General features: G+C 34.6%; 26 protein-coding genes. 18 read left to right on the top strand and 8 right to left on the bottom strand.

The annotated features are described in order from the left end of the window. Positions 1 to 2 precede the first annotated feature (2 nt). The 8 genes from lpxC (at position 3) to CRN91_RS06685 (ending at position 7,880) form a co-directional block, all read left to right on the top strand. Positions 3 to 914 (top strand): UDP-3-O-acyl-N-acetylglucosamine deacetylase, encoded by a 912-nt coding sequence (lpxC, locus tag CRN91_RS06720; protein WP_114115668.1) that lies wholly within the window; start codon positions 3 to 5, stop codon positions 912 to 914. Between the two features lie 144 nt (positions 915 to 1,058). Further along, a complete protein-coding gene (gene ilvB / locus CRN91_RS06715; protein ID WP_114115667.1) occupies positions 1,059 to 2,792 on the top strand; it encodes a biosynthetic-type acetolactate synthase large subunit in 1,734 nt (577 codons plus the stop codon). 3 nt (positions 2,793 to 2,795) lie between these two features. Beyond that, a complete protein-coding gene (gene ilvN, locus CRN91_RS06710; RefSeq protein ID WP_114115666.1) occupies positions 2,796 to 3,281 on the top strand; it encodes an acetolactate synthase small subunit in 486 nt (161 codons plus the stop codon). Between the two features lie 13 nt (positions 3,282 to 3,294). Then, entirely contained in the window at positions 3,295 to 4,299 is a 1,005-nt protein-coding gene (gene ilvC / locus CRN91_RS06705; protein ID WP_114115665.1) for a ketol-acid reductoisomerase, read from the top strand. Positions 4,300 to 4,332: 33 nt separating this feature from the next. Then, positions 4,333 to 5,085 carry a CDP-diacylglycerol--serine O-phosphatidyltransferase gene (pssA, locus tag CRN91_RS06700; protein WP_114115664.1) on the top strand — a complete coding sequence of 251 codons (753 nt, stop codon included), beginning with the start codon at positions 4,333 to 4,335 and terminating at the stop codon, positions 5,083 to 5,085. Between the two features lie 172 nt (positions 5,086 to 5,257). Continuing rightward, positions 5,258 to 6,790 (top strand): 2-isopropylmalate synthase, encoded by a 1,533-nt coding sequence (locus CRN91_RS06695; RefSeq protein WP_114115663.1) that lies wholly within the window; start codon positions 5,258 to 5,260, stop codon positions 6,788 to 6,790. Beyond that, complete coding sequence (locus tag CRN91_RS06690; RefSeq protein WP_114115662.1) at positions 6,790 to 7,200, top strand: hypothetical protein; 411 nt, start codon at positions 6,790 to 6,792, stop codon at positions 7,198 to 7,200. The genes CRN91_RS06695 and CRN91_RS06690 overlap by 1 nt, the downstream gene beginning before the upstream one ends. Further along, on the top strand, positions 7,188 to 7,880 hold the full coding sequence (locus CRN91_RS06685; RefSeq protein WP_114115661.1) for an epoxyqueuosine reductase QueH: 693 nt from the start codon (positions 7,188 to 7,190) through the stop codon (positions 7,878 to 7,880). Before CRN91_RS06690 ends, CRN91_RS06685 begins: the two co-directional genes overlap by 13 nt. On the opposite strand, the gene argF is transcribed toward CRN91_RS06685, so the two are convergent. Together argF and CRN91_RS06675 are read right to left on the bottom strand one after the other, a co-directional pair. Next, on the bottom strand, positions 7,877 to 8,779 hold the full coding sequence (gene argF / locus CRN91_RS06680; protein WP_114115660.1) for an ornithine carbamoyltransferase: 903 nt from the start codon (positions 8,777 to 8,779) through the stop codon (positions 7,877 to 7,879). The two genes, CRN91_RS06685 and argF, sit on opposite strands and share 4 nt — an antisense overlap. Positions 8,780 to 8,787: 8 nt before the next feature. After that, positions 8,788 to 9,951 (bottom strand): aspartate aminotransferase family protein, encoded by a 1,164-nt coding sequence (locus CRN91_RS06675; protein ID WP_114115659.1) that lies wholly within the window; start codon positions 9,949 to 9,951, stop codon positions 8,788 to 8,790. A gap of 318 nt (positions 9,952 to 10,269) precedes the next feature. On the opposite strand from CRN91_RS06675, the gene hpf reads away from it, so the two are divergent. The 7 genes from hpf to CRN91_RS06640 all read left to right on the top strand — a co-directional run bounded on the left by hpf (position 10,270) and on the right by CRN91_RS06640 (position 14,532). After that, positions 10,270 to 10,563, top strand: a complete 294-nt coding sequence (gene hpf, locus CRN91_RS06670) for a ribosome hibernation-promoting factor, HPF/YfiA family (protein WP_114115658.1) — start codon at positions 10,270 to 10,272, stop codon at positions 10,561 to 10,563. Between the two features lie 80 nt (positions 10,564 to 10,643). After that, entirely contained in the window at positions 10,644 to 11,999 is a 1,356-nt protein-coding gene (gene mgtE, locus CRN91_RS06665) for a magnesium transporter (protein WP_114115657.1), read from the top strand. Between the two features lie 54 nt (positions 12,000 to 12,053). Next, a complete protein-coding gene (locus CRN91_RS06660) occupies positions 12,054 to 12,362 on the top strand; it encodes a putative signal transducing protein (protein ID WP_114115656.1) in 309 nt (102 codons plus the stop codon). Between the two features lie 27 nt (positions 12,363 to 12,389). Further along, positions 12,390 to 13,010: a LysE family translocator gene (locus CRN91_RS06655; protein ID WP_114115655.1), complete on the top strand. Its 621-nt coding sequence runs from the start codon at positions 12,390 to 12,392 to the stop codon at positions 13,008 to 13,010. Between the two features lie 13 nt (positions 13,011 to 13,023). Beyond that, positions 13,024 to 13,437: a VOC family protein gene (locus CRN91_RS06650; protein WP_114115654.1), complete on the top strand. Its 414-nt coding sequence runs from the start codon at positions 13,024 to 13,026 to the stop codon at positions 13,435 to 13,437. Positions 13,438 to 13,453: 16 nt separating this feature from the next. Then, positions 13,454 to 14,083 carry a LysE family translocator gene (locus tag CRN91_RS06645; protein WP_114115653.1) on the top strand — a complete coding sequence of 210 codons (630 nt, stop codon included), beginning with the start codon at positions 13,454 to 13,456 and terminating at the stop codon, positions 14,081 to 14,083. Positions 14,084 to 14,100: 17 nt separating this feature from the next. Then, positions 14,101 to 14,532, top strand: coding sequence for a GNAT family N-acetyltransferase (locus CRN91_RS06640; protein ID WP_114115652.1), 432 nt, complete (start codon positions 14,101 to 14,103; stop codon positions 14,530 to 14,532). 6 nt (positions 14,533 to 14,538) lie between these two features. Here the strand turns inward: CRN91_RS06640 and CRN91_RS06635 are convergent, their stop codons facing one another. Both CRN91_RS06635 and CRN91_RS06630 read right to left on the bottom strand, forming a co-directional pair. Continuing rightward, positions 14,539 to 15,654 (bottom strand): dimethylsulfoniopropionate demethylase, encoded by a 1,116-nt coding sequence (locus tag CRN91_RS06635; RefSeq protein ID WP_114115651.1) that lies wholly within the window; start codon positions 15,652 to 15,654, stop codon positions 14,539 to 14,541. A gap of 90 nt (positions 15,655 to 15,744) precedes the next feature. Further along, positions 15,745 to 17,118 (bottom strand): phosphomannomutase/phosphoglucomutase, encoded by a 1,374-nt coding sequence (locus CRN91_RS06630; RefSeq protein ID WP_114115650.1) that lies wholly within the window; start codon positions 17,116 to 17,118, stop codon positions 15,745 to 15,747. Positions 17,119 to 17,266: 148 nt separating this feature from the next. Here CRN91_RS06630 and aceE point away from each other — a divergent pair, with 148 nt between their 5' ends. The 3 genes from aceE to CRN91_RS06615 are packed head-to-tail and all read left to right on the top strand — an operon-like array spanning position 17,267 to position 21,440. Then, on the top strand, positions 17,267 to 19,918 hold the full coding sequence (aceE, locus tag CRN91_RS06625) for a pyruvate dehydrogenase (acetyl-transferring), homodimeric type (protein WP_114115649.1): 2,652 nt from the start codon (positions 17,267 to 17,269) through the stop codon (positions 19,916 to 19,918). A gap of 5 nt (positions 19,919 to 19,923) precedes the next feature. Beyond that, positions 19,924 to 20,265 (top strand): HopJ type III effector protein, encoded by a 342-nt coding sequence (locus CRN91_RS06620; RefSeq protein WP_114115648.1) that lies wholly within the window; start codon positions 19,924 to 19,926, stop codon positions 20,263 to 20,265. Between the two features lie 14 nt (positions 20,266 to 20,279). Beyond that, positions 20,280 to 21,440 (top strand): MFS transporter, encoded by a 1,161-nt coding sequence (locus CRN91_RS06615; RefSeq protein WP_114115647.1) that lies wholly within the window; start codon positions 20,280 to 20,282, stop codon positions 21,438 to 21,440. A 281-nt stretch (positions 21,441 to 21,721) separates the two neighbouring features. Here CRN91_RS06615 and CRN91_RS06605 read toward each other — a convergent pair whose 3' ends face one another. The 4 genes from CRN91_RS06605 to CRN91_RS06590 all read right to left on the bottom strand — a co-directional run bounded on the left by CRN91_RS06605 (position 21,722) and on the right by CRN91_RS06590 (position 25,618). Further along, on the bottom strand, positions 21,722 to 21,955 hold the full coding sequence (locus tag CRN91_RS06605; RefSeq protein ID WP_114115645.1) for a hypothetical protein: 234 nt from the start codon (positions 21,953 to 21,955) through the stop codon (positions 21,722 to 21,724). Between the two features lie 10 nt (positions 21,956 to 21,965). Continuing rightward, the gene (locus CRN91_RS06600; RefSeq protein WP_114115644.1) at positions 21,966 to 22,175 is read right to left on the bottom strand and encodes a SlyX family protein; all 210 of its coding nucleotides are present in this window, start codon (positions 22,173 to 22,175) and stop codon (positions 21,966 to 21,968) included. A gap of 47 nt (positions 22,176 to 22,222) precedes the next feature. Continuing rightward, positions 22,223 to 24,310, bottom strand: coding sequence for a polyribonucleotide nucleotidyltransferase (gene pnp, locus CRN91_RS06595; protein ID WP_174688448.1), 2,088 nt, complete (start codon positions 24,308 to 24,310; stop codon positions 22,223 to 22,225). 198 nt (positions 24,311 to 24,508) lie between these two features. Next, positions 24,509 to 25,618: a cupin domain-containing protein gene (locus CRN91_RS06590; protein WP_114115642.1), complete on the bottom strand. Its 1,110-nt coding sequence runs from the start codon at positions 25,616 to 25,618 to the stop codon at positions 24,509 to 24,511. Positions 25,619 to 25,638 lie beyond the last annotated feature (20 nt).

The following is a 25,638-nucleotide window of genomic DNA, read 5'->3' as shown; positions in this document are numbered from 1 at the left end:
TAATGGTCAAGCAAAGAACAATTAAAAAAATGGTTAAAGCGAGAGGTGTTGGTATTCATAGTGGAAAACTGGTGAATTTAACTTTAATCCCTGCTGAGGCTGATCATGGGGTTGTTTTTAAGCGTTTAGATGCGGGTGGTCGGCAGGTTCATGCTCATAGCGCTTTTGTTAATGAGGTTGTCTTATCTACGGGTCTTGAGAGTCAAGGAGTTAAAATTTCAACAATTGAGCATCTAATGTCAGCTCTTTCTGCTCTTGGGATTGATAATCTTTTAGTGGAGCTTGATTCATTTGAGGTTCCTATTATGGATGGTTCATCAGCTCCTTTTATCTTTCTAGTTCAGTCAGCTGGAATTCAAGAGCAAGATACTCCTAAAAGATTTATAGTTATAAATGATACTGTTAGAGTTGAAAATGGGGCTTCATGGGCTCAGGTTTCACCTCATAATGGCTTCATGGTTACCCTTGAAATTGATTTTGAACATAAGAAAATTAAGGAAAGTGGTCAAAAATTGACAATTGATTTTGCTGAGCAGTCTTATTTAAAGGAAATTTCACGTGCAAGAACATTTGGCTTTGAAAGGGATGTTGAAATGTTACAAAAACAAAATCTTGCACTTGGGGCAAGCACTGTTAATGCAATAGCTCTATCTGATGATGATATTCTTAATGAGGATGGAATGCGATTCCATAATGAATTTGTAAAACATAAAATATTAGATATTGTTGGAGATCTTTATCTTTTAGGTGGAAATTTGATTGGTCATTATGAGGGTTATAAAACAGGCCATATGCTCAATGACCAGCTTCTATCAGCAATTCTTTCTCAACCAAAGGCTTTCACTATTGAGACATTTGAAGAGAAGGATTCCCCAATTCATTACTATTCTGAAGACTGGCAAAACACACTTTAATATTTTTAATATTATTTGAAGATTAACTACCCAAAGTATTACTTATCTATCAATATTTACAAGCTGTGAATGATGCTAACGAAGTCATTTTTGAGTTTAATTCTTTGGGTATAATCAAAAACTTTCAAATTACAGATAATAGCAATGAAACTTAATGGTGCTGAAATACTTATAGATTGCTTAAAAAAAGAGGGCGTAAAGCATGTTTTTGGTTATCCAGGAGGTGCTGTACTTCATATATATGATGCTTTAGAGGCTCAGGATGAAATAACTCATATTTTAGTGCGTCATGAACAGGGTGCAGCTCATGGAGCGGATGGTTACGCAAGAACAAATGGTATGCCTGGAGTTGTTCTAGTTACTTCTGGACCTGGAATAACTAATGCAGTTACAGGAATTGCAACTGCTCATATGGACTCTATACCTATGGTAGTAATTTCAGGACAGGTTCCATCACCATTAATTGGAATGGATGCTTTTCAAGAGGTTGATGCAACTGGTATTACAAGATCTTGTGTTAAACATAATTTCCTTATAAGGGATGTTAGTGAGGTTGCAACAACTGTAAAAAAAGCTTTTCATATTGCTACTACTGGTAGACCAGGTCCAGTTGTAATTGATATACCAAAAGACGTTACAATTGCTCAAATGGAGCTGCAAGATTATCCTGATTCTATTGAAATGCGTTCTTACAAACCAACAACTAAGGCAAGTAATCGTCAAATTAGAAAAGCTGCTGAATTGATTGCTAGTTCTAAAAAACCAATACTATATTCTGGTGGAGGCGTTGTAATTGGAAATGCTTCAAAAGAGTTACGTGAGTTTACTAAAATGATTAATTTCCCTATTACTCAAACTTTAATGGGTTTAGGGGCATACCCAATGACTGATAAGCAATCTCTAGGAATGCTTGGAATGCATGGTACCTATGAGGCTAATATGTCAATGCATGATTCAGATTGTGTGGTTGCTATAGGCTCTCGCTTTGATGATAGAATTACAGGAAATCTAGATAAGTTTTGCCCAAATGCTAAATTTATTCATATTGATATTGATCCTTCTCAAATATCTAAAAATGTAGTAGCAGATATTCCAATTGTTGGACAAACAAAACAAGTTCTTCAGGCACTTATAGAAGAACTAAAAGATAAGAAATTAGAGGATATTTCTCAGTGGTGGTCTCAAATTAAAGATTGGAGGAAGGTTGATTCATTAGCATATTCTAAATCTCCAGGGGTTATAAAACCTCAGTCTGTCATTGAAGCTTTATACGAAGTTACAGATGGAAAAGCAATAGTAACTTCAGATGTTGGCCAACATCAGATGTGGGCAGCACAGTATTACTTGTTTGATGAGCCAAGGCAATGGATTAATTCCGGTGGCTTAGGGACAATGGGCTTTGGTCTTCCGGCTGCTATGGGTGCAAAGCTGGCAATGCCTGATAGAGATGTTGCTTGCGTTACTGGTGAAGGTAGTATTCAAATGATGCTGCAAGAGCTTTCAACTATGCTTCAATACTCCACACCTGTAAAAATTATTAATCTCAATAATGGCTATCTTGGAATGGTTAGACAGTGGCAAGAATTCTTCTATGAAAAGCGTTATGCAATGTCCTATATGGACGCACTTCCAGATTTTGTAAAGTTAGCTGAAAGTTATGGTCATCTAGGCATAAAAGTTGAAAAAGAAGAGGATTTAAAGCCCGCACTTATAGAGGCTTTTAAACAAAAAGATAGAACAGTTTTTCTTGATATCATGACAGACCCATCTGAAAATGTTTTTCCAATGATTCCAGCTGGTGGTGCTCATTGTGATATGTTATTAGCAGGGCGTGATGAAATGGTTTCAAAAGATGATACAGACTTTAATGCGGTATAGATTATGAGGCATATTATTTCAGTTATCCTTGAAAATGAAGCAGGTGCTCTTTCGAGAGTTTCAGGTCTCTTTACTCAAAGAGGCTTTAATATTGAGTCATTAACAGTGGCAATTACGAATGATCCAAGTCTTTCAAGAATGACAATTGTTTCTTCTGGTAGTGATAGGGTTTTAGAGCAAATTGTTAAGCAGCTAAATAAATTGATAGAAGTGGTTAAAGTAAGTGATTTGACGAGTCAAGATCACGTTGAAAGAGAGTTAATGCTTGTGAAAATATCTTCTAATTTAAAAGACGGAGTCGATTTGAAGGAGTTAACGGAAATTTTTGGTTGCAAGGTGGTTGATGTTACTGACAAAATTTATACTATTGAAGTCTCAGGAAAAACTAAGAAGATTAATGCATTTTTAGATGCATTTGACTCTGCAAATATTATTGAAGTTTCTAGAACAGGCGTTACTGGAATTTCAAGAGGAAAAAAACTAATTTAATTAAGGAAAAAAAATGAATAGATATTACGACAAAGATGCAGACCTTTCAATTATTCAAGGTAAAAAAGTTTCAATCATTGGATATGGTTCTCAAGGTCATGCTCATGCTAATAATTTGAAAGATTCAGGTGTTGATGTGGTTGTAGGCCTCAGAGAGGGCTCATCATCTGCAATTAAAGCTAAAGAGGCTGGATTGGGAGTTATGTCTGTTGAAGATGCAAGTGCATGGGCAGATGTTGTGATGGTCTTAGCTCCTGATGAATTCCAAGCTGATATCTATTCAAAAAATATAGAGCCGAATTTAAAGCATGGAGTAGCTTTAGCGTTTGCCCATGGCCTTAATATTCATTTTGATATGATTATTCCAAGAAAAGATCTTGATGTAATTATGATTGCTCCAAAAGCCCCGGGACATACTGTGCGTTCAGAATTTGTAAAAGGAGGTGGGATACCTGATTTAATAGCAATTCAACAAGATGCAACTGGCTCTGCAAAGGATATTGCTCTTTCTTACGCATCAGCAATTGGTGGTGGAAGGACTGGTATTCTTGAGACAAGCTTTAGAGAGGAGACTGAAACAGATTTATTTGGTGAACAAGTGGTTTTATGTGGGGGAACAACTTCTCTGGTTCAAGCTGGATTTGAAACTCTTGTAGAGGCTGGTTATGAGCCAGAAATGGCTTATTTTGAGTGTCTTCATGAATTAAAGCTAATTGTTGATTTACTGTATGAGGGTGGTATTGCAAATATGCGCTATTCAATATCAAATACTGCTGAGTATGGAGATGTCACAAGAGGTCCTAGAATAGTAACTGATGAAACAAAAGCCGAGATGAAGAAAATTTTAAGTGAAATACAAAGTGGAGACTTTGCAAAAGAATTTATCAATAATGTTGGTGAATTACCAGGTCGAAGAGATGATCAGCGTAAACATCAAATTGAAACTGTTGGAGAGAGTTTACGCTCTATGATGCCATGGATTGCTAAAAACAAATTAGTGGATCAAACTAAAAACTAATACTAAATTGACTCAGCTTAATTCTTTGTAATTGTGACTGAAAAAAAAACTAATAGAGGGATTTATCTTCTTCCAAGCATTCTAACTACTTTTGGAATGTTTGCTGGTTTCTACTCGATTATCGCTTCAATTAATGGTGACTTTACTTTAGCAGCTATTTCAATAATGGTTGCAATGTTGTGGGATACTCTAGATGGTCGAGTGGCCCGTTTAACAAATACACAAAGTGATTTTGGAGCTGAGTATGACTCACTCGCTGATCTCGTTTCATTTGGAATGGCTCCAGCGCTTCTTGTTTATGAATGGTCTTTATCCGATCTAGGAAGGATTGGTTGGCTCGCTGCATTTCTTTTTTTAGCATGCGCAGCTTTAAGACTTGCAAGATTTAATACTCAAGTTGGTATTTCAGAAAAACGTTATTTTCAAGGGCTTCCTTCACCTGCAGCTGCAGGTGTTATTGCTAGTATGATATGGTTAAAATTTTGGAATTTTGAGTACTTCTATGGTATTGCTGCTTTTAGTTATTATATTGGAGTAGGAATAACAATTATTTGCGCTCTTCTTATGGTGAGTAATGTTCGTTATTATAGCTTTAAGGAATTTGATTCTAAAAAGGCCTCATTTAGATTCCTTCTAGCAATAATATTGGGCATTATTGTTTTGTTATCAAGGCCAAATATATTTTTATTTACTGGTTTTTTTCTTTATATGCTATCAGGTCCTTTTATTACAATAATGGGTCTAAATAAAAAGCGTATTGAGAAAAAACAGACTAAAAGCTCATAAGTTCTATTATAATTCAGCGCTATGAATAGTTTATTCAACATAACACTTCCAATACCTCACTGCGATCTGTTTGCATTGTTACGATTATTGCCGTAAGGCAATAATAATCATAATAGACGAAAGTCTATCACTAAAACTTAAGATAAAATCGTAACAATAACAGGAATAACTAATGTCCAAAAAATTAATTATATTTGATACAACTTTAAGAGATGGCGAGCAATCACCTGGTGCTTCAATGACTAAGGATGAGAAGGTTCGTATTGCTAAAAGTTTAGAAAAAATGAAAGTTGATGTTATTGAGGCTGGTTTTGCAATCGCGTCACAAGGTGATTTTGAGGCGGTCCAAGCTGTTGCAAAAGCAGTAAAAGATTCAACGATATGTTCACTGGCAAGAGCTCTTGATAAGGATATAGATCGAGCTGGAGAGTCCATTAAAAATGCAAACTCATCTCGTATTCATACCTTCATAGCAACCTCTGATATTCACATGAAAATGAAGTTAGGGATGACTCCTGATGAGGTTGTTACTCAGGCAGTTCGTTCTGTAAAAAGAGCAACAAAATTTACTGATAATATTGAGTTTAGTCCTGAAGATGCTGGTCGCTCTGATACTGATTTTCTATGTCGAATTATTGAAGCAGCAATTAATGCTGGCGCAACCACAATAAATATCCCAGATACAGTTGGGTATAGCATTCCGTATCAATTTGGTGAAACAATGAGGGAATTAATAGAAAGAATTCCAAATTCAGATAAGGCAATTTTTTCAGCACATTGTCATAATGATTTAGGTCTTGCAGTTTCAAATTCATTAGCTGCTGTATTAAATGGCGCAAGACAAATAGAATGTACGATTAACGGTTTAGGTGAAAGGGCTGGAAATACTTCTCTTGAAGAGGTTGTTATGGCTGTTAGAACTAGACAGGATGTGTTTGGTTGTGACACAAATATTGATGCAACTGGTATTCTTGCAGCATCGAGGTTGGTGTCATCAATTACTGGTTTTGTGGTTCAACCAAATAAAGCCATAGTTGGAGCTAATGCTTTTGCTCATGAGGCTGGAATTCATCAGGATGGTGTCCTCAAGCATAGAGAAACCTATGAAATTATGAGGGCAGAAGACGTTGGTTGGAATAATAATTCACTAGTTCTTGGTAAACATTCTGGAAGGAATGCTTTTAAATCGAGATTAAGCGAGTTAGGTGTTGAATTTGAATCTAATGATGCTCTAAATGATGCTTTCTCCAGATTTAAAACTCTAGCTGATAAGAAGCATGATATCTTTGATGAAGATCTTCAAGCTCTTGTCACAGAGGCTCAAACTGAGGCAACTGAAATTATTAGTTTAAAATCACTTAAAGTATCTGCTGAGTCTGGAAAAGTTAATACAGCAGATGTAACTCTTTCAATAAATAACATAGAGCAGAGCGCTTCAGCAAAGACTTCGGGCGCTGTTGATGCAACATTTAATGCCATCCTTTCTTTAGTTGATATAGAGCCAAAACTACAATTATATTCAGTTACAAATGTTACTCAGGGTACGGATTCTCTTGGAGAAGTTAATGTTCGTTTGGAGCATGAAGGCAAAGTTTTCAATGGACAGGGTGTAGATACTGATATTATTACTTCTTCTGCTAAGGCTTATGTAAATGCCTTGAATAAAGTTATGGCAAATGAAGAACGAGCTCATCCACAGATTTAATGAAGCAGTCTAGAAATAATTATCTTGAGGCATTAGGAATTCCTGACTTTCTTTATTCTAAAATTTATTCAGATAAAGAGACTTCGACTTCATCAAATATCATATTGGTAGAGTTTAAATCAGAAATATCTTTTTGTGAGCCTGGAGAGTGTCAAGATCTGCTTATTAAGATGCTTGCATCGATTGAATTGAATTTGGGTAATGTAGATCTTATATCTATTGAAAAAAGTATGGTAGATGAGTTTATTAAGTCCAATTCTTCAAAAGTTATTTTAGTCATGGACTCATCTTTTGGTTCGAATGAACCAATTTATTTCTCAACGCATCACCCAAAAGATATTTTAAAAAATTCAAAACTCAAACGTGAATCGTGGGAAGTTTTAAAAAAAATTAAGCAATGCCTAAAATAGACTATTCACTTAACTCTTACCAGAGACCAAAACTGGAAACCCCTAATGGAGAGAAAAAATTATTGCTCCATTCATGTTGTGCTCCCTGTGCTGGTGAAATTATGGAAGCTTTAGCAGCTTCAGATATTGATACAACAATTTTTTTCTATAATCCAAATATTCACCCTTTTGAAGAGTATGAGATTCGAAAAGAAGAAAATGTTAGGTTTGCTAAAAAATTAGGCATGCCTATCATTGATGCTGATTATGATATTAATGAGTGGTTTGAGAAAACAAAAGGTCAAGAAAATGAGCCTGAGAGAGGCAAGCGGTGTTCTACATGCTTTGATATGCGCTTTGAGAGAACAGCACAATATGCCTGTGAAAATAACTTTGATATTATTTCGTCAACTCTAGGAATTTCACGCTGGAAAGATATGGGGCAAATTAATGATTCAGGGGAAAGATCTGGGCAACTTCATCATGTTCCCTATTGGGATTTTAATTGGCGAAAGAAAGGTGGTTCTTCTAGAATGCTCGAGCTATCTAAAAAAGAAAATTTTTACCAACAGGAATACTGTGGATGCGTCTATTCAATGCGAGATACAAATAATTGGCGTGTTTCTAAAGGTAGGGAAAAAATTGAGAGAGGCGTCAAGTTTTATCATGAAGCAAAGCTCAAGTTATCTCAAATCGACTAACTATCAAAAAGGAAGAGTAATAAAGCTTTTTGTACATGAAGTCTATTTTCTGCTTCATCCCAAACAGAACTCTTATTTCCATCAATAACATCTGAACTTACCTCCTTTCCTCGATATGCTGGGAGGCAATGCATAAAGATAGCATCCTCTTTAGCTTTAGACATCATTTTTTTATCTACTTGAAAGCCTTTAAATGCTAATTCTCGCTGTTTACTCTCAGATTCTTGACCCATACTAGTCCAGACATCGGTAACGATAATATCAGCATCCTCTGAAGCAATTAAGGGATTATTCGAATAACTAATATTATTTTGATATTTTTCAATAAATGATTTTTGTGGCTCATAACTTACTGGAGTTGCAATAGATAGTTCAAAATCAAATATTGATGCTGCTTGCATATAAGTTTGACATACATTACAACCATCACCAACCCATGCTATTTTTTTTCCTTTTATTGACCCACATTTTTCTTGATATGTCATTAAATCAGCAAGAATTTGGCATGGATGTGAATCATCAGAAAGTGCATTAATCACAGGTTTACTTGAATGTTTGGCAAATTCTGTAATATCGTCATGAGATGAGAGCCTAAGCATTACAGCATCAACCATAGAACTAATTACAATTGCACTATCCATAATAGGTTCACCTCTTCCAAGTTGAATATCTCTGTCAGAGAGGAAAAGGGACTGACCACCAAGCTGAATCATTCCAGCTTCAAAAGAAACACGAGTTCTTGTTGATGATTTATCAAAAATCATAGCCAGTGTTTTATTTTCAAGTGTATTGTTAATCAGGCCAGAATTATGTTCTTTCTTTAGAGATATAGCTCGATCTATGATGCTTTGTAAAGTCTCTAAGGAATATTGATCAAAATTGATAAAATTTTTAGTCATAACTTTTCCTAAGTATTAATAAGTTTAAAAATCTTTTTAATTAATATGTCAATTTCATCTTTAGTTATTATCAGTGGCGGTAGTAATCTAATAGAATTACCAGTGGTATTGATTAATAACTTATTATCTAAAGCTTTTTGAGTAAGTTTACTACAATCAATAATATTTTCATCAAGCCCAATTCCAATCATAAGGCCTTTAATTCTAAGCTCTTTTACAACATCTAATATCATTATCTTAGATTTAAATTCTGACTCAAAGTACTTACTCATTAGAAAAACATTGTCAAGGATTGAATCATTCTCAAAAATATTCAGGACGCTTAAGGCAACTGCAGTAACTAAAGGGTTTCCACCAAAGGTTGATCCATGAGTTCCAGGTGTAAGCATTTTTGCTGCTATTCCTTTTGCTAAACAAGCACCAATTGGAACCCCATTACCAAGACCTTTGGCCAAACATAAAATATCTGGAGTAATATTATTATGTTGATGGGCAAAAAGTTTTCCAGTTCTTCCCATGCATGATTGAACTCCATCTAGGATTAATAACCAACCATTCTTATGGCAGACTGCTTGGACTTTATTAAGGTAATCGTTTTTAGGAATAATTACTCCTGCTTCACCTTGAACAGGTTCAACCATTACAGCTACCACATCTTTATTTTTACTAAATTTTTTAATAGCTCTGATATCGTCAAAGTTAACATGAACAAAACCACTCATTAATGGAGCAAAACCTTCCTGAACTTTATTTTGACCTGTTGCAGAAATAGTTGTCATTGTTCTTCCATGAAAGCTTTGATTTGCAGTTAAAACTATTGGATTTTGAATTTTTTTAGAGCGTGCATAAAGTCTTGTAATTTTTATTGCTGCCTCATTAGCTTCAGCTCCAGAGTTTGAAAAAAAGGCTTTATCCATATTTGCCATATTACAAAGGCGCGTTGCAAGTTTTTCTTGATTTCCAATTCGATAAACATTTGAAGTATGAAGAAGTTGTTTAGACTGCTCAACAATGGTATCTGTAATGGCAGGGTGGCAGTGTCCAAGGTTTACTACACCGATACCTGAGAGTGCATCTAAATATTCATGCCCATTAGTATCTGTTAACCAACAACCATACCCCTTTGAAAAGGTTACCTCTAGTGGATAGTAGTTAGACATTAAGTTTGACATATAAAAATTCCCGTAAAAAAAAACCCCATAATGGGGCTTTTGAAACTAAGTTGATTGCCAGATTAAGGCAAAGTAGCCACCATTATTAAAATACACGAAGACAATGTCTTCGGATATTAATTTGTCTCAAGTGACTAAATAACATTGACATATTAGTTTTTTTTATAAATTTTAAAAGATTAATTATATCCTAGTTTTTAGATCTAAACTTTCAGTAATTTATGCAAAAAGTAATAATAAAGTTAATAATATAAATTTTTTTATGACACAATAGATATGGAAGTTAAAAATTTTATTTCATTAATCTAAGGAGTAAAAATGCAACTAAACCTGTCAGGTCACCATCTTGATATTACCTCTTCTCTAAGAGAGCATACAAGTGATAAACTCTCCAAAATTAAACATCATTTTGATAATGTAATGAATGTCAATATGATTTTGGAGGTTCAAAAAGATGTTCAAAAAGCAGAAGCTACAATACATATTAGGGGGGCAGATCTCTTTGCTAAAGCTCAGAGCACAGATATGTATGTATCAATTGATCAGTTAGTTAATAAGTTAGATTCACAATTAATAAAACATAAAGAAAAGCTACATAACCACAGAGCTTAGCCCAGATAAATTATAATATGTTCTATTTATTGCATAACAAGCGCTAGCTTGTTATGCAATATTCGTAACGGATTAGAATTATGGCTGAAACTGAGTCCACAGCTTTTGAGGTGAGTCTACAAAACTTAATGTTGTCTCTTGAAGCGTCAGATTATGATGAGGCTAAAACTCAAATTAAGGAAGTTCATCCAGCTGAGATTGCTAGACTTTTAGAGGCTATTCAGCCTAAAGACCGTTCGATACTTTGGCCTGATATTGATATTTTAATTCAGGGTGAAATACTTAAGGAGGTAAATGAGGACGTTCAATCCCAATTAATTGGTGAAATGACAGTTGATAATTTAGTTAAGGCTACTGAAAAACTTGACTCCGATGACTTAGCAGACCTTGTTCCAAATCTCCCAGAATCAGCTGTTCATAGTTTATTGCTTACTCTTGATTTTAAGCATCGAGAGCATCTTAATAAAATCCTAAGTTATCCTGAAGATTCTGCAGGTGGGTTAATGAATACAGACTTCATTACTGTTAGGCCAGATGTCACAATTAGAGCAGTTATTCGTTATCTAAGATTACTTAAAGAGATGCCAGTTGATACTGACCAAGTTTTTGTTGTAGATCGAAACTTTAACTATTTAGGCTCTCTTTTAATTACTACTATCCTTACAGAGGAGCCTGGACAAACTATTCAAAACTTAATTAATAGTGAGCACTCTAAACCTATAAGTGCAGAAACTGATGAAACAGAAGTTGCACTTTTATTTGAAGAAAGAAATCTAATATCAGCTCCAGTTATTGATGAAAAGAATCAACTTGTTGGAAGAATTACAATTGATGATGTGGTTGATGTTATTCGTGATCAGGCTGAACACTCAGTAATGTCAATGGTTGGTCTGGATGAAGATGAAGATGTCTTTGCACCAATTTTATTAAGCGCAAGAAGGCGGAGTGTTTGGCTTGGGGTGAATTTAATTACAGCTTTTATTGCTGTTTACTTTATTGGCTTATTTGAGGCAACCTTACAGCAAAAAATTGCATTAGCAATATTAATGCCTGTAGTTGCAAGTATGGGTGGTATAGCTGGAACACAAACCTTGATTATTGTTACTAGAGGTATTGCAACAGGAAGAGTTAGTGCTGCAAATATTCGCCTTCTTATAAATAAAGAAGTTGCAGTTAGTCTACTCAATGGATTTATTTGGTCAATAGTAATAGGATTAATAACTTTTTACTGGTTTTCTGATCTTCTACTCAGTTTTATTATAGCTTTAGCAATTATTGTTAATCTTGTGGTAGCGGCTTTTTCTGGCGCTTTTTTACCTCTAATGCTTACTAAACTAAAAATAGATCCAGCTCTTGCTGGAGGTGTTATCTTAACAACAATTACAGATGTAATTGGGTTTGTTGCATTTCTTGGTTTAGCGGCATTATTTATTTAGATTTAACAAACTAACTCCCTCTGTTTTAGACTTTAGAATATTAATTTGAATTAAATGAAACTTATATATACGAACGAGAATAGAATTATCGCTTTGAATGTTAAAAATGTTTTAATTAATAATGGTATTGAGGTGTCTCTAAATAATGAGTTTGCTTCAAGTGCAGCAGGTGGTTTGGCTCCATTTGATACTTGGCCTGAGGTTTGGCTGTTAAAAGACGATGATTTAGAAGAAGCTTTAAGAATATTGAATTCATTGGAAAATAATACAAACTTAATTACCTGGCACTGTGATAATTGCCATGAAAAGAATTATCAAACATTTGATTACTGTTGGAAATGTCATGAAGAAAACTCTCAATAAAAATCTTGAAAATAACAAAAAATAACAATGGAATTAACTACTTGGCTTGGCTTATTAGCATCAGCACTCTTCATTAGCATATCACCAGGACCTGGAGCTATCTTCTCCATAAGCCAAGGAACTCAGTATGGCTTTAAGAGGTCACTTTTTTCTTTAATAGGCTTACAAATTGGCTTGATGAGTCAGATTGTATTTTTACTTTTTGGTCTGGGAGTTTTAATTGATCAGTTTCCAGCAGTATTTATTTTTATTAAATTGTTAGGTATGTTCTACCTAATCCTTTTAGGAATATTGCAATGGCGTAAAAAAATTGAGCAAATTTCAACTTCCAAAGTGGATTCACAAGTCTCATTTAGTCCCTTTAAAGCTGTTATGAAAGGTTTTTTTGTAAATTTAACTAACATTAAAGGTACAGTTTTTTTTCTTGCTTTAATACCCTTATTTCTTGACTTAACGGCACTTAAGCTTTCTACTTGTATTATCTTTACTTCAACGCTTATAGTTATCGACTTAATTGTGATGACAGGTTATGTGACACTTGCTGAAATATCCAAGGCCCTGCTTTCAGATCCAAAAAAAATATTATGGCAAAACAGACTTACCGGTTCAACATTAATTATGGTCGGATTAATTATGGGTACCACCTAAGAAATAATATATTATGAGCATCTTTCATTTAGCCTTTACAGTTAGTGACCTTGATTCTGCAAGACAATTCTATGGAATTCTTTTGGGTTGCGAAGAGGGAAGAAGTACAGATACATGGGTTGACTTTAATTTTTTTGGACATCAACTCTCGTTGCATGTTGGTGAGATAGCTCCTAAAAGTAAAACACACTCAAAGGTGGATGATATTTCAGTCCCCATGCCCCATTTTGGTTGTGTTTTGGAGTGGGCTACTTTCTATGATTTGGCAGCAAAACTTCAATCTAAAGGAATGGAATTTATAATTAATCCTTCAGTTCGATATAAGGGTTTAATAAGTGAACAAGCAACCATGTTTTTTGAGGATTATTCAGGTAATGCACTTGAAATAAAAGCCTATCGCAATCCTTCAGAAGTCTTTACTTCTTAGTTAATATGGTAACTATATGATTGAAATATTAAGTTTAGAGACAGTAATTGCGTTTGTATTGGCTTCAGTTATTTTAAGTTTGGTTCCAGGCCCTGATAATATCTACGTCATGACTAATTCAGCTTTAAAGGGCTGGAGGGTAGGTTTTTATACGACATTAGGACTCTGTACAGGTTTAATTGGCCATACATTTTTAGTTGCCATTGGCGTGAGTGTAATATTTCAAACCAGTGCGCTTGCGTTTAATGGATTGAAAATTGTTGGAGCATGCTACCTTATTTATTTAGGGTGGCTTTCTCTTCAAAGCAAAGAATTAAATATCAGTGGAACTGGAAAAGATAATTCCAATCGTTCTTATTATATAACTGGTGTAATAATGAACCTAACTAATCCGAAAGTAGCACTATTTTTCTTAGTCTTTTTACCTCAATTTGTAAATATTAGTAATGACAGTGTTACTATTCAGGTTGTTCTTCTTGGGCTGCTATTTATTTTGAGTGCTTTGTGCGTTTTTTCATCTATTGCATTTTTAGGTAGTTTTCTAGAGGGTTATCTTAAGAAATCAAGCTCTGTTAATAAAAATATCAATAAGCTTGCCGCTTTGGTATATTTTGCTCTTGCAATTAATCTATTTTTTGTCTCCTAGAAGTTAAACTTAATTAAATGAAAATCCAATCAAAAATTTGTGACTATAAAGATAATGAAAAGGAAATCTGCAAAATAAGATTTAAAGTCTTTGTGGACGAACAAAACGTACCTGAGGAGCTCGAAATTGATGGTCTTGATGATGAAGCAAAACATGTTTTAGCTTTCATTGATGGACAAGCAATTGGCACCGGCAGAATACTAAATGATGGACATATAGGAAGGGTTGCTGTTCTAAAGGGCTTCCGCAGCATGGGTATTGGTAAATTAATCATGCTAGATTTAATTAGTTGGGCCAAGGAAGCTCAAGTTCAAAAACTTTGGTTGTCATCTCAATGGCACGCACATAGTTTTTACTTAGATCTTGGCTTTATATGTGAGGGCAAAATATATAAGGAAGCCGGAATTGATCATATAAGAATGTATAGAGAGTTTAGTAATGATATTTAAGGATACTTAATTGAAAGGTATTGAGGTTACTTTTGCAGACCTCGCGCCCCAGGGTGTTTCAACTTTCACTTCTGAACCAATCTCATTATTACCATTATCTATTGTTGCCATTGCCATGTTAATTTTTAAACGAGGTGAGAATGCAGCACTAGAAACTTTGCCACAAATTTGATTATCGCTCATTACCTTCCATGGACTTGCGCATCCTCCAATAAATGGGGCACCATCAACAATTAAACCAACTAGCTTTTTAGAGGGACCTTCAGAGCGAATTTTATGAAGAGCCTTTCTACTTAAATATTCAGCTTCTTTATCAAGTTGACAAAAATTACCTAGAGGAAGCTCTAATGGATTACTTTTAATATCCATATCGTTGCCCCAAGAAAAAAGACCTGATTCAACTCTTTCAATATTATTTGGAGTTCCTGGTTTAATGTCATATTTTTTACCAGCATTTGCAACTATATCCCAAAGTTTACCTCCCAAAGAGCCATCACGAAGGTAGAGTTCGAACCCACCTTGTTTGCTCCATCCTGATTTTTGAACTATAAGAGGGATGCCTTCTAATTCAACTTCTTTAAAAAAGAAGTACTTAATATCCTTAACCCAATTACCAAATAAATCAATCATTAGTGGCAAATGGTTAGGTCCTTGAATTGCTAGAGGAGATACGTCTGGTTCGCTTAATTGAACATCCCAGCCTAGGCCACAGGCAAGTCCTCGAGTCCAAAGAAGTACATCGCTATCAGCAATGGATAACCAAAAATGACTTTCACCAAGTCTTAAAATGATTGGATCATTAATAATTCCTCCATCTTCATCAGTAATAAGTGCATATTTTCCTTGACCAATTTGTAACTTAGAAAGGTCTCTAGAGGTAATATACTCGACAAATTTATAGGCATCATTTCCCGTAACTTCAACTTGTCTTTCTGCTGCAACATCCCACATTGTGACATTATTCATCAAGTTCCAGTAATCCGCTTCAGCCCCTTCATAAGAGGTAGGCATAATCATGTGGTTATAAATCGTGAATGTTTTAGCGCCTGCTTTAAGAGTAGACTCATAATAAGGAGATTTCCTTAAGCGGTCTGATAGGGTAAAGTTGACATGTCCGTCCATAGTTAAGCTCCAAGTTTACGAGTTTAAATCTTGCTATATGTTACAAAGTTGAAAAATGGTATTTTATACCTATTTTTTTAGTATTTTTAACTATATATTCTCTGTTGAAATGCCACTTATTTGAAGCCAATTTTTAAACTTTTCTTGTATTTCCTTAAGTGAAGTATCATCTTCTGCTTCAAATCGTAAAACAAGGCAAGGTGTTGTGTTAGAAGGCCTAACAAGTCCCCAGCAATTCTCATAGTCAACTCTAAATCCATCAATCATGTTAATATCAGCATCAGGGAAATCTATATTGCTTGAAAGTGCATCCATAGCATCGAACTGTTGCCCGTGCTTCTCAAAGTTGATATTGATTTCTGGAGTACTTAAATTAACCGGTAATTCATCAAAAATTTCAGAACATGACTTGTCACTTTTTGAAACTATCTCCAAGAGTCTTGCTGCAGTATATAAGGCGTCATCAAATCCATACCAGCGCTCTTTAAAGAAAATGTGACCTGACATTTCTCCAGCCAGTTCAGCATTTGTTTCTTTTAGTTTGTTCTTAATAAAACTATGACCAGTTCTTGACATAATAGGCTTACCACCATTTTCTGAAATAACTTTAGGTAGTTGTGAAGTGCATTTAACATCAAAGATAATTTTGGCGCCTTTTTTACGACTTAAAACATCTTTAGCATAGAGCATCATTTGTTGATCAGCCCAAATAATTTTGCCTTTGTTGTCAACAAGTCCTAGGCGATCACCATCACCATCAAATGCAAGACCAAGATCTGCTCCTGTTTCGATAACCTCTTGAATTAAATCTTCTAAATTTTTAGGTTTTGACGGGTCTGGATGATGATTTGGAAATCGACCATCAACTAAGCAGAATAATTTTGTAATATTAACACCTAATGCTTCAAAAAGTTGTGGCGCTATATTTCCTGCAACTCCATTTCCGCAATCAATTACGATATTAAGTTCTTTTTCAAGTTTTATATCAGACTTAATTCTGCCTATATAGTCCTGATCAATATTGATGGAAGTTGAAGTACCATGGCCAGTAGTAAAATCATTCTCTATGATTCGAGTATACAAGGCTTGAATTCTCTCAGCTGAAAGTGTTTCACCAGCAATCATAATCTTTAATCCATTATATTCGGCTGGGTTGTGAGAACCAGTAATCATGACACCAGATGATGCAGCCTTAGTGTAAGTTGCAAAGTAGACAATTGGTGATGGTACCATTCCAATATTAACAATGTGGCAACCACTTTCAATCAGTCCTGAAATTAATGCCTCCGATAGCTCAGGTCCAGAGAGACGTCCATCCCTGCCAACAACTACTCCTCGCTCACCCTTAGCAACTGACTCAGTTCCAACTGCTTTACCTATTAATTTAACCACGTCAGGTGTCAGTTCTTTTTCTACGATACCTCTAATGTCATATGCTTTAAAAATTGTGCTTGGTATGTTCATTAGAATAGTTGATTATTGAAGATAAAGACATATTTTAACAAACATTTAATATCTCTTTCTAATGTTCAAAAATATAACATTACCTGTTCTTTTTTGAACCTCTTTTAAGGGATAATGTGTCTCTAAATTTCACAAAATAAATTTTTTTATGTCTGAAAAAGATATTGATCCGCAAGAAACTATTGAGTGGTTAGAGGCTTTTAGATCAGTTGCTCGTTTTGGAGGCGAAGATAGAGCAAAGTACATTCTTCAAAAGTTGATGGATATGGCCCATGAAGATGGTATGAATTTGCCACAAGGTGTAAATACAGCTTATCTGAACTCCATCCCTGTAGATAAAGAATCAAAGCTCATTGTTAAACACCAAATTGAACATAGAATTAAATCTATTATTCGTTGGAATGCAATGATTATGGTTGTAAAGGCAAATTTAGTATCTTCTGAACTTGGAGGACACATTGCTTCTTTTGCATCAAGTGCTACGCTTTATGAGGTTGGTTTTAATCACTTTTATCGTGGAAAAAATTTAGAACAAGGTGCTGATTTAATATTCTTCCAAGGGCATATTGCACCTGGAATATATTCAAGGGCTTTTTTAGAGGGAAGAATTACTGAAAAGCAAATGCTAAACTTTAGACAAGAGGCGAACCAAGAGGGTCTTTCTTCTTATCCACATCCATGGTTAATGCCTAATTTTTGGGAATTCCCAACTGTTTCTATGGGTTTGGGGCCAATAATGGCAATATTTCAAGCTCGATTTATGAAGTATCTTCAGCATCGAGATATTATTAAAACAGATAAGAGGACTGTTTGGGCCTATATAGGTGATGGTGAAACAGATGAGCCTGAGTCATTAGGAGCTATTTCCCTTGCTGGAAGAGAAAAGCTTGATAACCTTATTTTTGTTATCAACTGTAATCTTCAAAGACTAGATGGGCCAGTCCGTGGTAATGGCAAAATTATTCAAGAATTAGAGGGAATGTTTAGGGGTGCTGGCTGGAATGTGATAAAGGTAATTTGGGGGAGAGGTTGGGACAAGCTTCTTGAAAATGATACTTCAGGACTCTTAAAGCAAAGAATGGAAGAGGTTGTTGATGGAGAATATCAAGCCTATAAAGCTAAAGATGGTGCTTATGTTCGTAAACATTTTTTTGGTAAATATCCTGAAACTTTAAAACTTGTTGAAGACATGACTGATGATGAAATTTTTGCATTAACTCGTGGCGGTCATGATCCAAATAAAGTTTATCAAGCTTACAAGGCTGCTAAAGAGCACGTTGGTCAGCCTACAGTTATTCTTGCAAAGACAGTAAAAGGTTATGGTATGGGTGAAGCTGGAGAAGGTCAAAATACTACCCATAGTCAGAAAAAACTAGGAGTAGATGCACTCGTTAAGGTTGCTCAAAGATTTGATATTCCAGTAACAAAAAAGGATGCTGAAGAGCTTAATTTTTATAAGCCAGCTGATGATAGTGAAGAAATACTTTATTTGAAAGAAAGGCGAGAGACTTTAGGGGGTTACTTGCCTGATAGAAGTTTTGAATTAGAATCTTTTAAAATACCTAAATTAGATTTTTTTGATGTTCTACTTAAAAGCAGTGGTGAAAAGGAAAACTCCAGCACAATGGCATTTGTGCGATTCCTATCTTTATTAATAAGAGATAAGGAAATTGGACCTAGAGTTGTCCCTATTGTTCCTGATGAAGCTCGAACTTTTGGGATGGAAGGCTTATTCCGTCAAATGGGTATTTATTCATCTTCGGGTCAACTTTATGAGCCAGAAGACTCAGATAAGGTTATGTGGTATAAGGAAGATATTAAGGGTCAAGTTCTTCAAGAGGGTATTAATGAGGCAGGAGCAATATCCGATTGGATTGCTGCGGCAACTTCCTATGCATCTCATAATGTCACTATGATTCCATTTTATATATATTACTCAAAATTCGGATTTCAAAGGGTTGGTGATCTTGCCTGGGCTGCTGGTGATATGCAAGCTAAAGGATTCTTGATGGGGGGAACTGCTGGAAGAACTACCCTTGCTGGAGAAGGGCTTCAGCACCAAGATGGTGATTCATTGATTGTTGCAAATACAATTCCAAATTGTATTTCTTATGATCCAACATACGCTTATGAACTTGCTGTTATTCTTCGAGATGGAATGTTTAGAATGTATGAGAAGATGGAAAATGTTTTTTATTACATTACATTAATGAATGAAAATTATACTCATCCTGAGATGCCTAAAGGTTCAGAAGAGGGCATTATAAAGGGAATGTACCATTTGAAAACAGTTGGTAAATCTTCAATTGAGGTTCAATTATTGGGTAGTGGTGCAATTCTAAGAGAAGTTGAAAAAGCTGCTGATATGCTTGAAAAAGATTGGGGCATTATGTCTAACATTTGGAGTGTAACAAGCTTTAATGAGATTACAAGAGAGGCTCAAAGTATTGATCGTGAAAACTTACTTAATATAAGTAAAAGTAAGAAAACTCCTTATATAACAAAATGTTTAGCTAAAGCATCAGGTCCAGTAATAGCTGCCACAGACTATATGAGAAATTATGCTGAGCAAGTGCGAAAATACATACCAGTTCATTATGAGGTTCTGGGGACAGATGGATTTGGTCGTTCGGACTCTCGTAAAGAACTCAGATACTTCTTTGAAGTTAATGCTGACTATATTGTTTTTGTAACTTTAAATGCGCTCGTTGATGATGGAATATTAGATTCTAAGATTATTAATAAAGCAGTAAAAAAACTTAATATTGATCTTAATAAGTCTAACCCAATGAATAGTTAAGCTCAATGAATACTCAACAATATTTAGATCGCATTAAATCTAGTGTCCAAATGAATTTTATTGACTTCATTCAGATGATTCAAGAAGATTATGAATTCTCAAACATTGCTTTTGAAAATAATGGGCTATTTAATTCAAAAGAGGAAAATCAAGGATCAGCAAAGGTTTTTTGTTTTGGGTTAATGCACTCGCTCTCGAAAGATGAGGCTTTAAGGTGTTTTGGAGAGCATTATCATTCAGTTTTAGACTCACCAGAAAACCATTCTTCCCATTTAAATATTCGTAACTTTATGCATGGTGGCTGGGAAGGGGTGTTGATAAATTCTAAAGCTCTAAAGATTAAATAATATTTATAAATTATATGACTGAAAGTAGCAAATATAATGCTGGTACTTATACTGTTTTTCTTAGTGCCTTTTTAGTACTTTTTCAGATTGGACTATATTTTGTATATATTCCTTGGAATGCTGAAAGGCTTCAAATAACTGAGGCGGAAATTGGTATTGGGCTATTAGTTTTTGGTATTACAAATTTAATAGGTAACCAAACATCTGGAAGATTGATAGTACCAAAAATTGGGACTAAAAATTCTATTGCGATTGGTTTATTAGGTATTTCCTACCTTCCATTATTATTAATACTATCACCTAATTACTTCTGGTTTTTATTGGCTTTTGTCCCCTTTGGTTTTTTTGTGGGTTTTTTTAGTCCTTCTGCACAGTCACAAATTTCAATGATCGAAGAGAAAACTTCTAAAGTTATTACACCTTTGTATCATGCAGCATTTAGCTTTGGTTCATTAGTAGGTGCAATGACTGCATTCTATACAATCAAGTATATTGAAAGTGAAAGTTTAATTTTTTCTATAACTGGATCAATGCTTATTTTAGGTGCGTTAATAGTATTTAAGTTTGGTCTCTCAAAAAAGTTGGAAGATTTAAAGAAAACACCAAGATTCAAATTTCCAAAAAAATCAATACTAATTTTTGGCTTTTTAATGATGATGAATTATGCAACTATGGGCATAATTCTCGATTGGTCGGCTCTTTGGTTAACTAAAGATTTATTAGTTCCTCTTTACTTAGGAGGAGCCGTTATAGTTGCATTTAATGTTGGTGAAATTTCTGCAAGACTAATTGCTTCAAAAATGATTGATAAATATAGTGAAAAATTAGTTGGTGGTTATCTCAGTATTACTGCTGGAATAATACTTTTCCTATCAATATTGACGTCAAATTTTCATGTAATTATTTTTGGAATGATATTATTTGGTTTTGGAACTGCTAATTTTATTGCGATTATAATCAGACAGGCAATTAGAATAACTGATGAACCGATAGCTTTAACTGTTGCAAATCTTATAACTATGGGATTTGCTGGCTTTATTTTTGGACCAGCATTAGTGGGGTATTTAGCTGAGTATATTGGGTTGACGTTTAATATGTATCTCTTAAGTTTAGTTTGGGGTCTTAATGGACTAGCTCTATTGATAATGATGAAGCGAATTAAGTCAATAGTTTAATAACCATTTGATTCACTTGCAGAATATTCAACTTCATCTGGTTGTGTACGGGCATTAAAATCATCTCTTTCAAAGCAATTTAAATCCCTTTTTTTTGTTTTCAGCAAGATACCCTTCGTGCTTAGGTTTTAACTCAAGCCAAGTGCATATTGATTCATCCGGCCAATCATCATAAATTCCCGCATGAGATGGACCTATGATCGATATGGTTAAAAGTAAAATTAAATTATTACTAAAATTTTTCATAAGAATCATTCTTACAGGAAATTAAAACTTAAACATCACATATACATCTTAAGAGGCTCGTACACATAATCCCGAGGACTAAAGTCTTCCCTTTCGAAGCAATTTAAATCTCTCTTTTTATTCTCTTCTAGATACCCTTTGTGATTTGGTCTTTGTTCTAGCCAAGTACAGATTGCTTCATCAGGCCAATCATCATAGACTCCAGCATAAGAAGGAAAAATGATGAAAATTGATAAAAGAAGAGATAATATCTTAAGAATTTTTTTCATACTAATTATTTTAATAATGAGGTGGTTTATTATTAATAGTTGATGAATTTTCCGAGAAAGATTCATTTTGATTCAAAAGTTTTTCATTTGTCTCTTTGACTCGTAATTTTAGTTTTTCAATGTTTTCACCTTGTCGAAAAACAGTCATATTAAGATCGTCAACCATATTTTGAAGAAATGCTACTTTTTCCTCTAATGCAATAATTTTTTTATCAATCATAACTTTATACTAATTAAAAAAGCCACCAAAAGGTGGCTTTATAATAATTATTTTTCTATTAAAACTTTTCGCGAAAGTTTTATTCTGCCTCTATCAACACCTAGAACTTTGACTTCTATTTCTTGGCCTTCTTTTAAATGATCTTCAACTTTCTCCACCCTTTCATGAGCAATCTCTGAAATATGAAGAAGCCCATCTTGATTCGGCATGATAGTTACAAATGCACCAAACTCTACGATTTTGGCAACCTTGCCCATGTAGACCTTGTCAACCTCAGGAACTGCGGTAACATCCTTAACCATTTGAACGGCTTTTTCAAAGCTTTCAGTATCATTAGCAAAAACATTAACATTACCATCATCATCTACATCAACACTTGCACCTGATTGAGCTACAATGCCTCGAATAGTTTCACCACCCTTACCAATAACATCACGAATCTTATCAGTAGGAATTTTAATTACTTTAGTTTTAGGCGCATTCTTTGAAGCTGCATTAGGTTCAGAAATTACTTGATTCATTTGTCCAAGTATATTGATCCTTGCTTCCTTGGCTTGTTTAAGAGCAATTGACATGATGTCTTCTGTAATTCCATCAATTTTTATATCCATTTGAAGTGCATTTATTCCTTTTGAGGTTCCAGCTACTTTAAAGTCCATATCACCAAGGTGGTCTTCATCACCTAGGATATCAGTTAAAACTGTGAAACGATCCTCATCCTTAACGAGTCCCATAGCAATACCAGCAACAGGTGCTCTTAAAGGAACTCCTGCATCCATTAGTGAAAGTGAAGAGCCACAAACACTAGCCATAGAGCTAGAGCCATTTGATTCAGTAATTTCTGAAACTATACGAATAGTATATGGAAAATCTTCAATACTAGGTAAGCAAGCAGAGATTCCTCGTCTTGCTAGTCGACCATGTCCAACCTCACGTCTTTTAACTCCCATTACTCGACCTGTTTCACCTACACAGTATGGAGGGAAGTTGTAATGAAGCATAAAATGGTCTTCAATTCTATCATTAGTTTCAAGTTTTTCAATCAATTGAGCATCTCTTTTAGAGCCAAGAGTTGTTACCACTAAAGCCTGAGTTTCTCCACGAGTAAATAAAGCAGAACCATGTGTATTCTCTAATACACTTGTTTCAATTGCAAGCTCCCGAACAGTAGAACTATCGCGACCATCTATTCGAGGTTCACCGGCTAAAATACGTTCTCTAACTGTAGATTTTTCAATTTTTTTGATATAATCCTTTACATCATCTGAGCTAGGCGAATTTTCCTCATCACTACAAAGTTGCTCAAGTGCTGAATCTTTAATTAAACCCATTTTTTCATAACGCTCCATTTTATCAACTGTTTGATATGCTTCGGAAATTTGGTTTCCAAACTTAGATTGAATGTCTGACATTAAGGCCTCATTCGCTTCAGGAGCAATCCACTCACGAGGAGATATACCTACCTCTTTAGCAAACTCAGCAACACTATCAATTACTACTTGAAATTGCTCATGAGCATACATTACTGCTCCTAGCATAACTTCCTCTGAGAGCTCACTAGCTTCTGATTCAACCATTAAGACTGCATCTTTAGTTCCAGCAACAACCATATCAAGATCTGATGTTTGTAAATCTGAGTATGTTGGATTAATAATGTAATTACCATCTTGAAATCCAACTCGAGCTGCACCAATTGGGCCTTTAAATGGAACACCTGAAATTGCAAGAGCAGCAGAAGTACCAAGCATAGCTAAAACATCAGGGTCAACATTCTTATTAGCAGAAATGACTTGTATCATGACTTGAACTTCATTCATATATCCATTTGGAAATAATGGACGAATTGGGCGATCAATTAATCTAGAGGTTAGTGTTTCCTTTTCACTAGGACGTCCTTCTCTTTTTAAGAAGCCACCTGGAATCTTACCTGCAGCATACGTTTTTTCTATGTAATCAACTGAAAGAGGAAAGAAGGCTTGACCAGGTCTGGCATCTTTTGCACCAACCACGCTCACTAATACTTGGGTATCATCCATACTCGCTAAAACGGCACCATGTGCTTGACGAGCTATTCTTCCTGTTTCAAAAGTAATTTGGTTTTTTCCAAATGTAAAGCTTTTTTGAACTATATTCATGTTCATTATGTTTCTCCAATAAAATAAAAGTATTTTATGGTTTCACAAAATAAGCTTTATATAAAACATACCTTCGAGGTATGCTTGAGATAAAACTTACCGAAATCCATAAAACAATAGAATTATCCCCTAATTTATTTAAATAAATGTATTAAATTTATCTCTCTAGATTAAGCTATAAAGCAATCTATAAGGTGCTTAAATATTTTCTTTAATAAAAGATAATGCCATTAATTGCTCGGCAAAAATATGATTTTTATGATTTACTTTTAGTTGTCTTTTATTACAAAAATCAATGACGGTTTGTTCATTAATATTGCTGCATTTGAAAACCTCTCCATTAATAAAAACCATTAATTTATTCTTAAGATGTTGGTAGGCAATTCTACATAAAGGGTTAAGAGAGTATGTTGTTCCAAATTCTAATTTTTCATTTATTTCATAGTTAATAAAATCGTTCAGCCTTCTTTCATCCTCTGAATCAAGTTTGGTAATAAAGCACCCAATTTGCTCTTCTGACAAATAATCTATATTTAAAAAACTTTTAGCTTGTTCAATTACGATTTGAGGAATCTCAGCTGGCTGAAGATTTGAAGTCCAAATTGGATCTACAAAGTACTCTTCCAGTTTTTTATTTCTTGTCAAATTTAATTGCTCTGCCATTTCTTGAGCTGAGTATGAACGATAGCCAATTGATAGTGTGATGCATTCTTTATCAAGACTTATGCCATGATGAGCAACCTTAGGAGGAATGTAAACAATATCTCCTGGCTCAGCCACCCAAACCACTTCCTCATGAAAAGTTTCCATTATTCTTAGAGGAATATTATCCAAGTAGTTGTCTGGTGAACAATCTTTGCTACTTATTAACCATTTTCTTGAACCTAAACCTTGCAGTAAAAAAACATCATAGTGATCATAGTGAGGCCCTACACCTCCTCCAATTGATGCAAATGAGACCATTATGTCATCAAAGCGCCATCGTGGAATAAAATCAAATTCATTAATAAGATTGTAAATATTTGAAATATAACGATCAACACCTTGCACTAAAAGTGTCCAGTCATTTTCTGGTAGTTTAGAGAATATGTCTTCGTTGAAAGGTCCATTATTAAGGCTCCAAAGATTATTTTTTATTGAACCAGTAATAATTCTAGATTCAAACTCTTCTTCACATGAGAGTCCAGCTAGCTCATCTGGAGATAAGGGGCAAATAAAATTAGGCAAGGCATTCTTAATTAGGAGTGGTTTTTTTTGCCAATAATCTTGAAGAAACTGTTTGCGAGAGATACTACCAAAATGAATCATAATTATTTTTTAATTAATTA

The organism is Candidatus Thioglobus sp. NP1 (assembly GCF_003326015.1).
GTDB classification, from domain to species: Bacteria; Pseudomonadota; Gammaproteobacteria; order PS1; family Pseudothioglobaceae; genus Pseudothioglobus; species Pseudothioglobus singularis_A.
This window is presented reverse-complemented; position numbering and strand designations above follow the sequence as displayed.

Excerpts from the sequence above, each read along its gene's own strand:
- CRN91_RS06695 (WP_114115663.1), top strand. The coding sequence starts at position 5,258 with ATGTCCAAAAAATTAATTATATTTGATACAACTTTAAGAGATGGCGAG.
- lpxC (WP_114115668.1), top strand. The coding sequence starts at position 3 with ATGGTCAAGCAAAGAACAATTAAAAAAATGGTTAAAGCGAGAGGTGTT.
- CRN91_RS06590 (WP_114115642.1), bottom strand. The coding sequence starts at position 25,618 with ATGATTCATTTTGGTAGTATCTCTCGCAAACAGTTTCTTCAAGATTAT.
- CRN91_RS06630 (WP_114115650.1), bottom strand. The coding sequence starts at position 17,118 with ATGAACATACCAAGCACAATTTTTAAAGCATATGACATTAGAGGTATC.
- pnp (WP_174688448.1), bottom strand. The coding sequence starts at position 24,310 with ATGAATATAGTTCAAAAAAGCTTTACATTTGGAAAAAACCAAATTACT.
- mgtE (WP_114115657.1), top strand. The coding sequence starts at position 10,644 with ATGGCTGAAACTGAGTCCACAGCTTTTGAGGTGAGTCTACAAAACTTA.
- CRN91_RS06650 (WP_114115654.1), top strand. The coding sequence starts at position 13,024 with ATGAGCATCTTTCATTTAGCCTTTACAGTTAGTGACCTTGATTCTGCA.
- CRN91_RS06660 (WP_114115656.1), top strand. The coding sequence starts at position 12,054 with ATGAAACTTATATATACGAACGAGAATAGAATTATCGCTTTGAATGTT.
- CRN91_RS06640 (WP_114115652.1), top strand. The coding sequence starts at position 14,101 with ATGAAAATCCAATCAAAAATTTGTGACTATAAAGATAATGAAAAGGAA.
- CRN91_RS06605 (WP_114115645.1), bottom strand. The coding sequence starts at position 21,955 with ATGAAAAAAATTCTTAAGATATTATCTCTTCTTTTATCAATTTTCATC.
- CRN91_RS06675 (WP_114115659.1), bottom strand. The coding sequence starts at position 9,951 with ATGTCAAACTTAATGTCTAACTACTATCCACTAGAGGTAACCTTTTCA.
- ilvC (WP_114115665.1), top strand. The coding sequence starts at position 3,295 with ATGAATAGATATTACGACAAAGATGCAGACCTTTCAATTATTCAAGGT.
- CRN91_RS06635 (WP_114115651.1), bottom strand. The coding sequence starts at position 15,654 with ATGGACGGACATGTCAACTTTACCCTATCAGACCGCTTAAGGAAATCT.
- CRN91_RS06620 (WP_114115648.1), top strand. The coding sequence starts at position 19,924 with ATGAATACTCAACAATATTTAGATCGCATTAAATCTAGTGTCCAAATG.
- CRN91_RS06655 (WP_114115655.1), top strand. The coding sequence starts at position 12,390 with ATGGAATTAACTACTTGGCTTGGCTTATTAGCATCAGCACTCTTCATT.
- CRN91_RS06615 (WP_114115647.1), top strand. The coding sequence starts at position 20,280 with ATGACTGAAAGTAGCAAATATAATGCTGGTACTTATACTGTTTTTCTT.
- CRN91_RS06690 (WP_114115662.1), top strand. The coding sequence starts at position 6,790 with ATGAAGCAGTCTAGAAATAATTATCTTGAGGCATTAGGAATTCCTGAC.
- hpf (WP_114115658.1), top strand. The coding sequence starts at position 10,270 with ATGCAACTAAACCTGTCAGGTCACCATCTTGATATTACCTCTTCTCTA.
- CRN91_RS06600 (WP_114115644.1), bottom strand. The coding sequence starts at position 22,175 with ATGATTGATAAAAAAATTATTGCATTAGAGGAAAAAGTAGCATTTCTT.
- CRN91_RS06685 (WP_114115661.1), top strand. The coding sequence starts at position 7,188 with ATGCCTAAAATAGACTATTCACTTAACTCTTACCAGAGACCAAAACTG.
- CRN91_RS06645 (WP_114115653.1), top strand. The coding sequence starts at position 13,454 with ATGATTGAAATATTAAGTTTAGAGACAGTAATTGCGTTTGTATTGGCT.
- aceE (WP_114115649.1), top strand. The coding sequence starts at position 17,267 with ATGTCTGAAAAAGATATTGATCCGCAAGAAACTATTGAGTGGTTAGAG.
- ilvB (WP_114115667.1), top strand. The coding sequence starts at position 1,059 with ATGAAACTTAATGGTGCTGAAATACTTATAGATTGCTTAAAAAAAGAG.
- ilvN (WP_114115666.1), top strand. The coding sequence starts at position 2,796 with ATGAGGCATATTATTTCAGTTATCCTTGAAAATGAAGCAGGTGCTCTT.
- argF (WP_114115660.1), bottom strand. The coding sequence starts at position 8,779 with ATGACTAAAAATTTTATCAATTTTGATCAATATTCCTTAGAGACTTTA.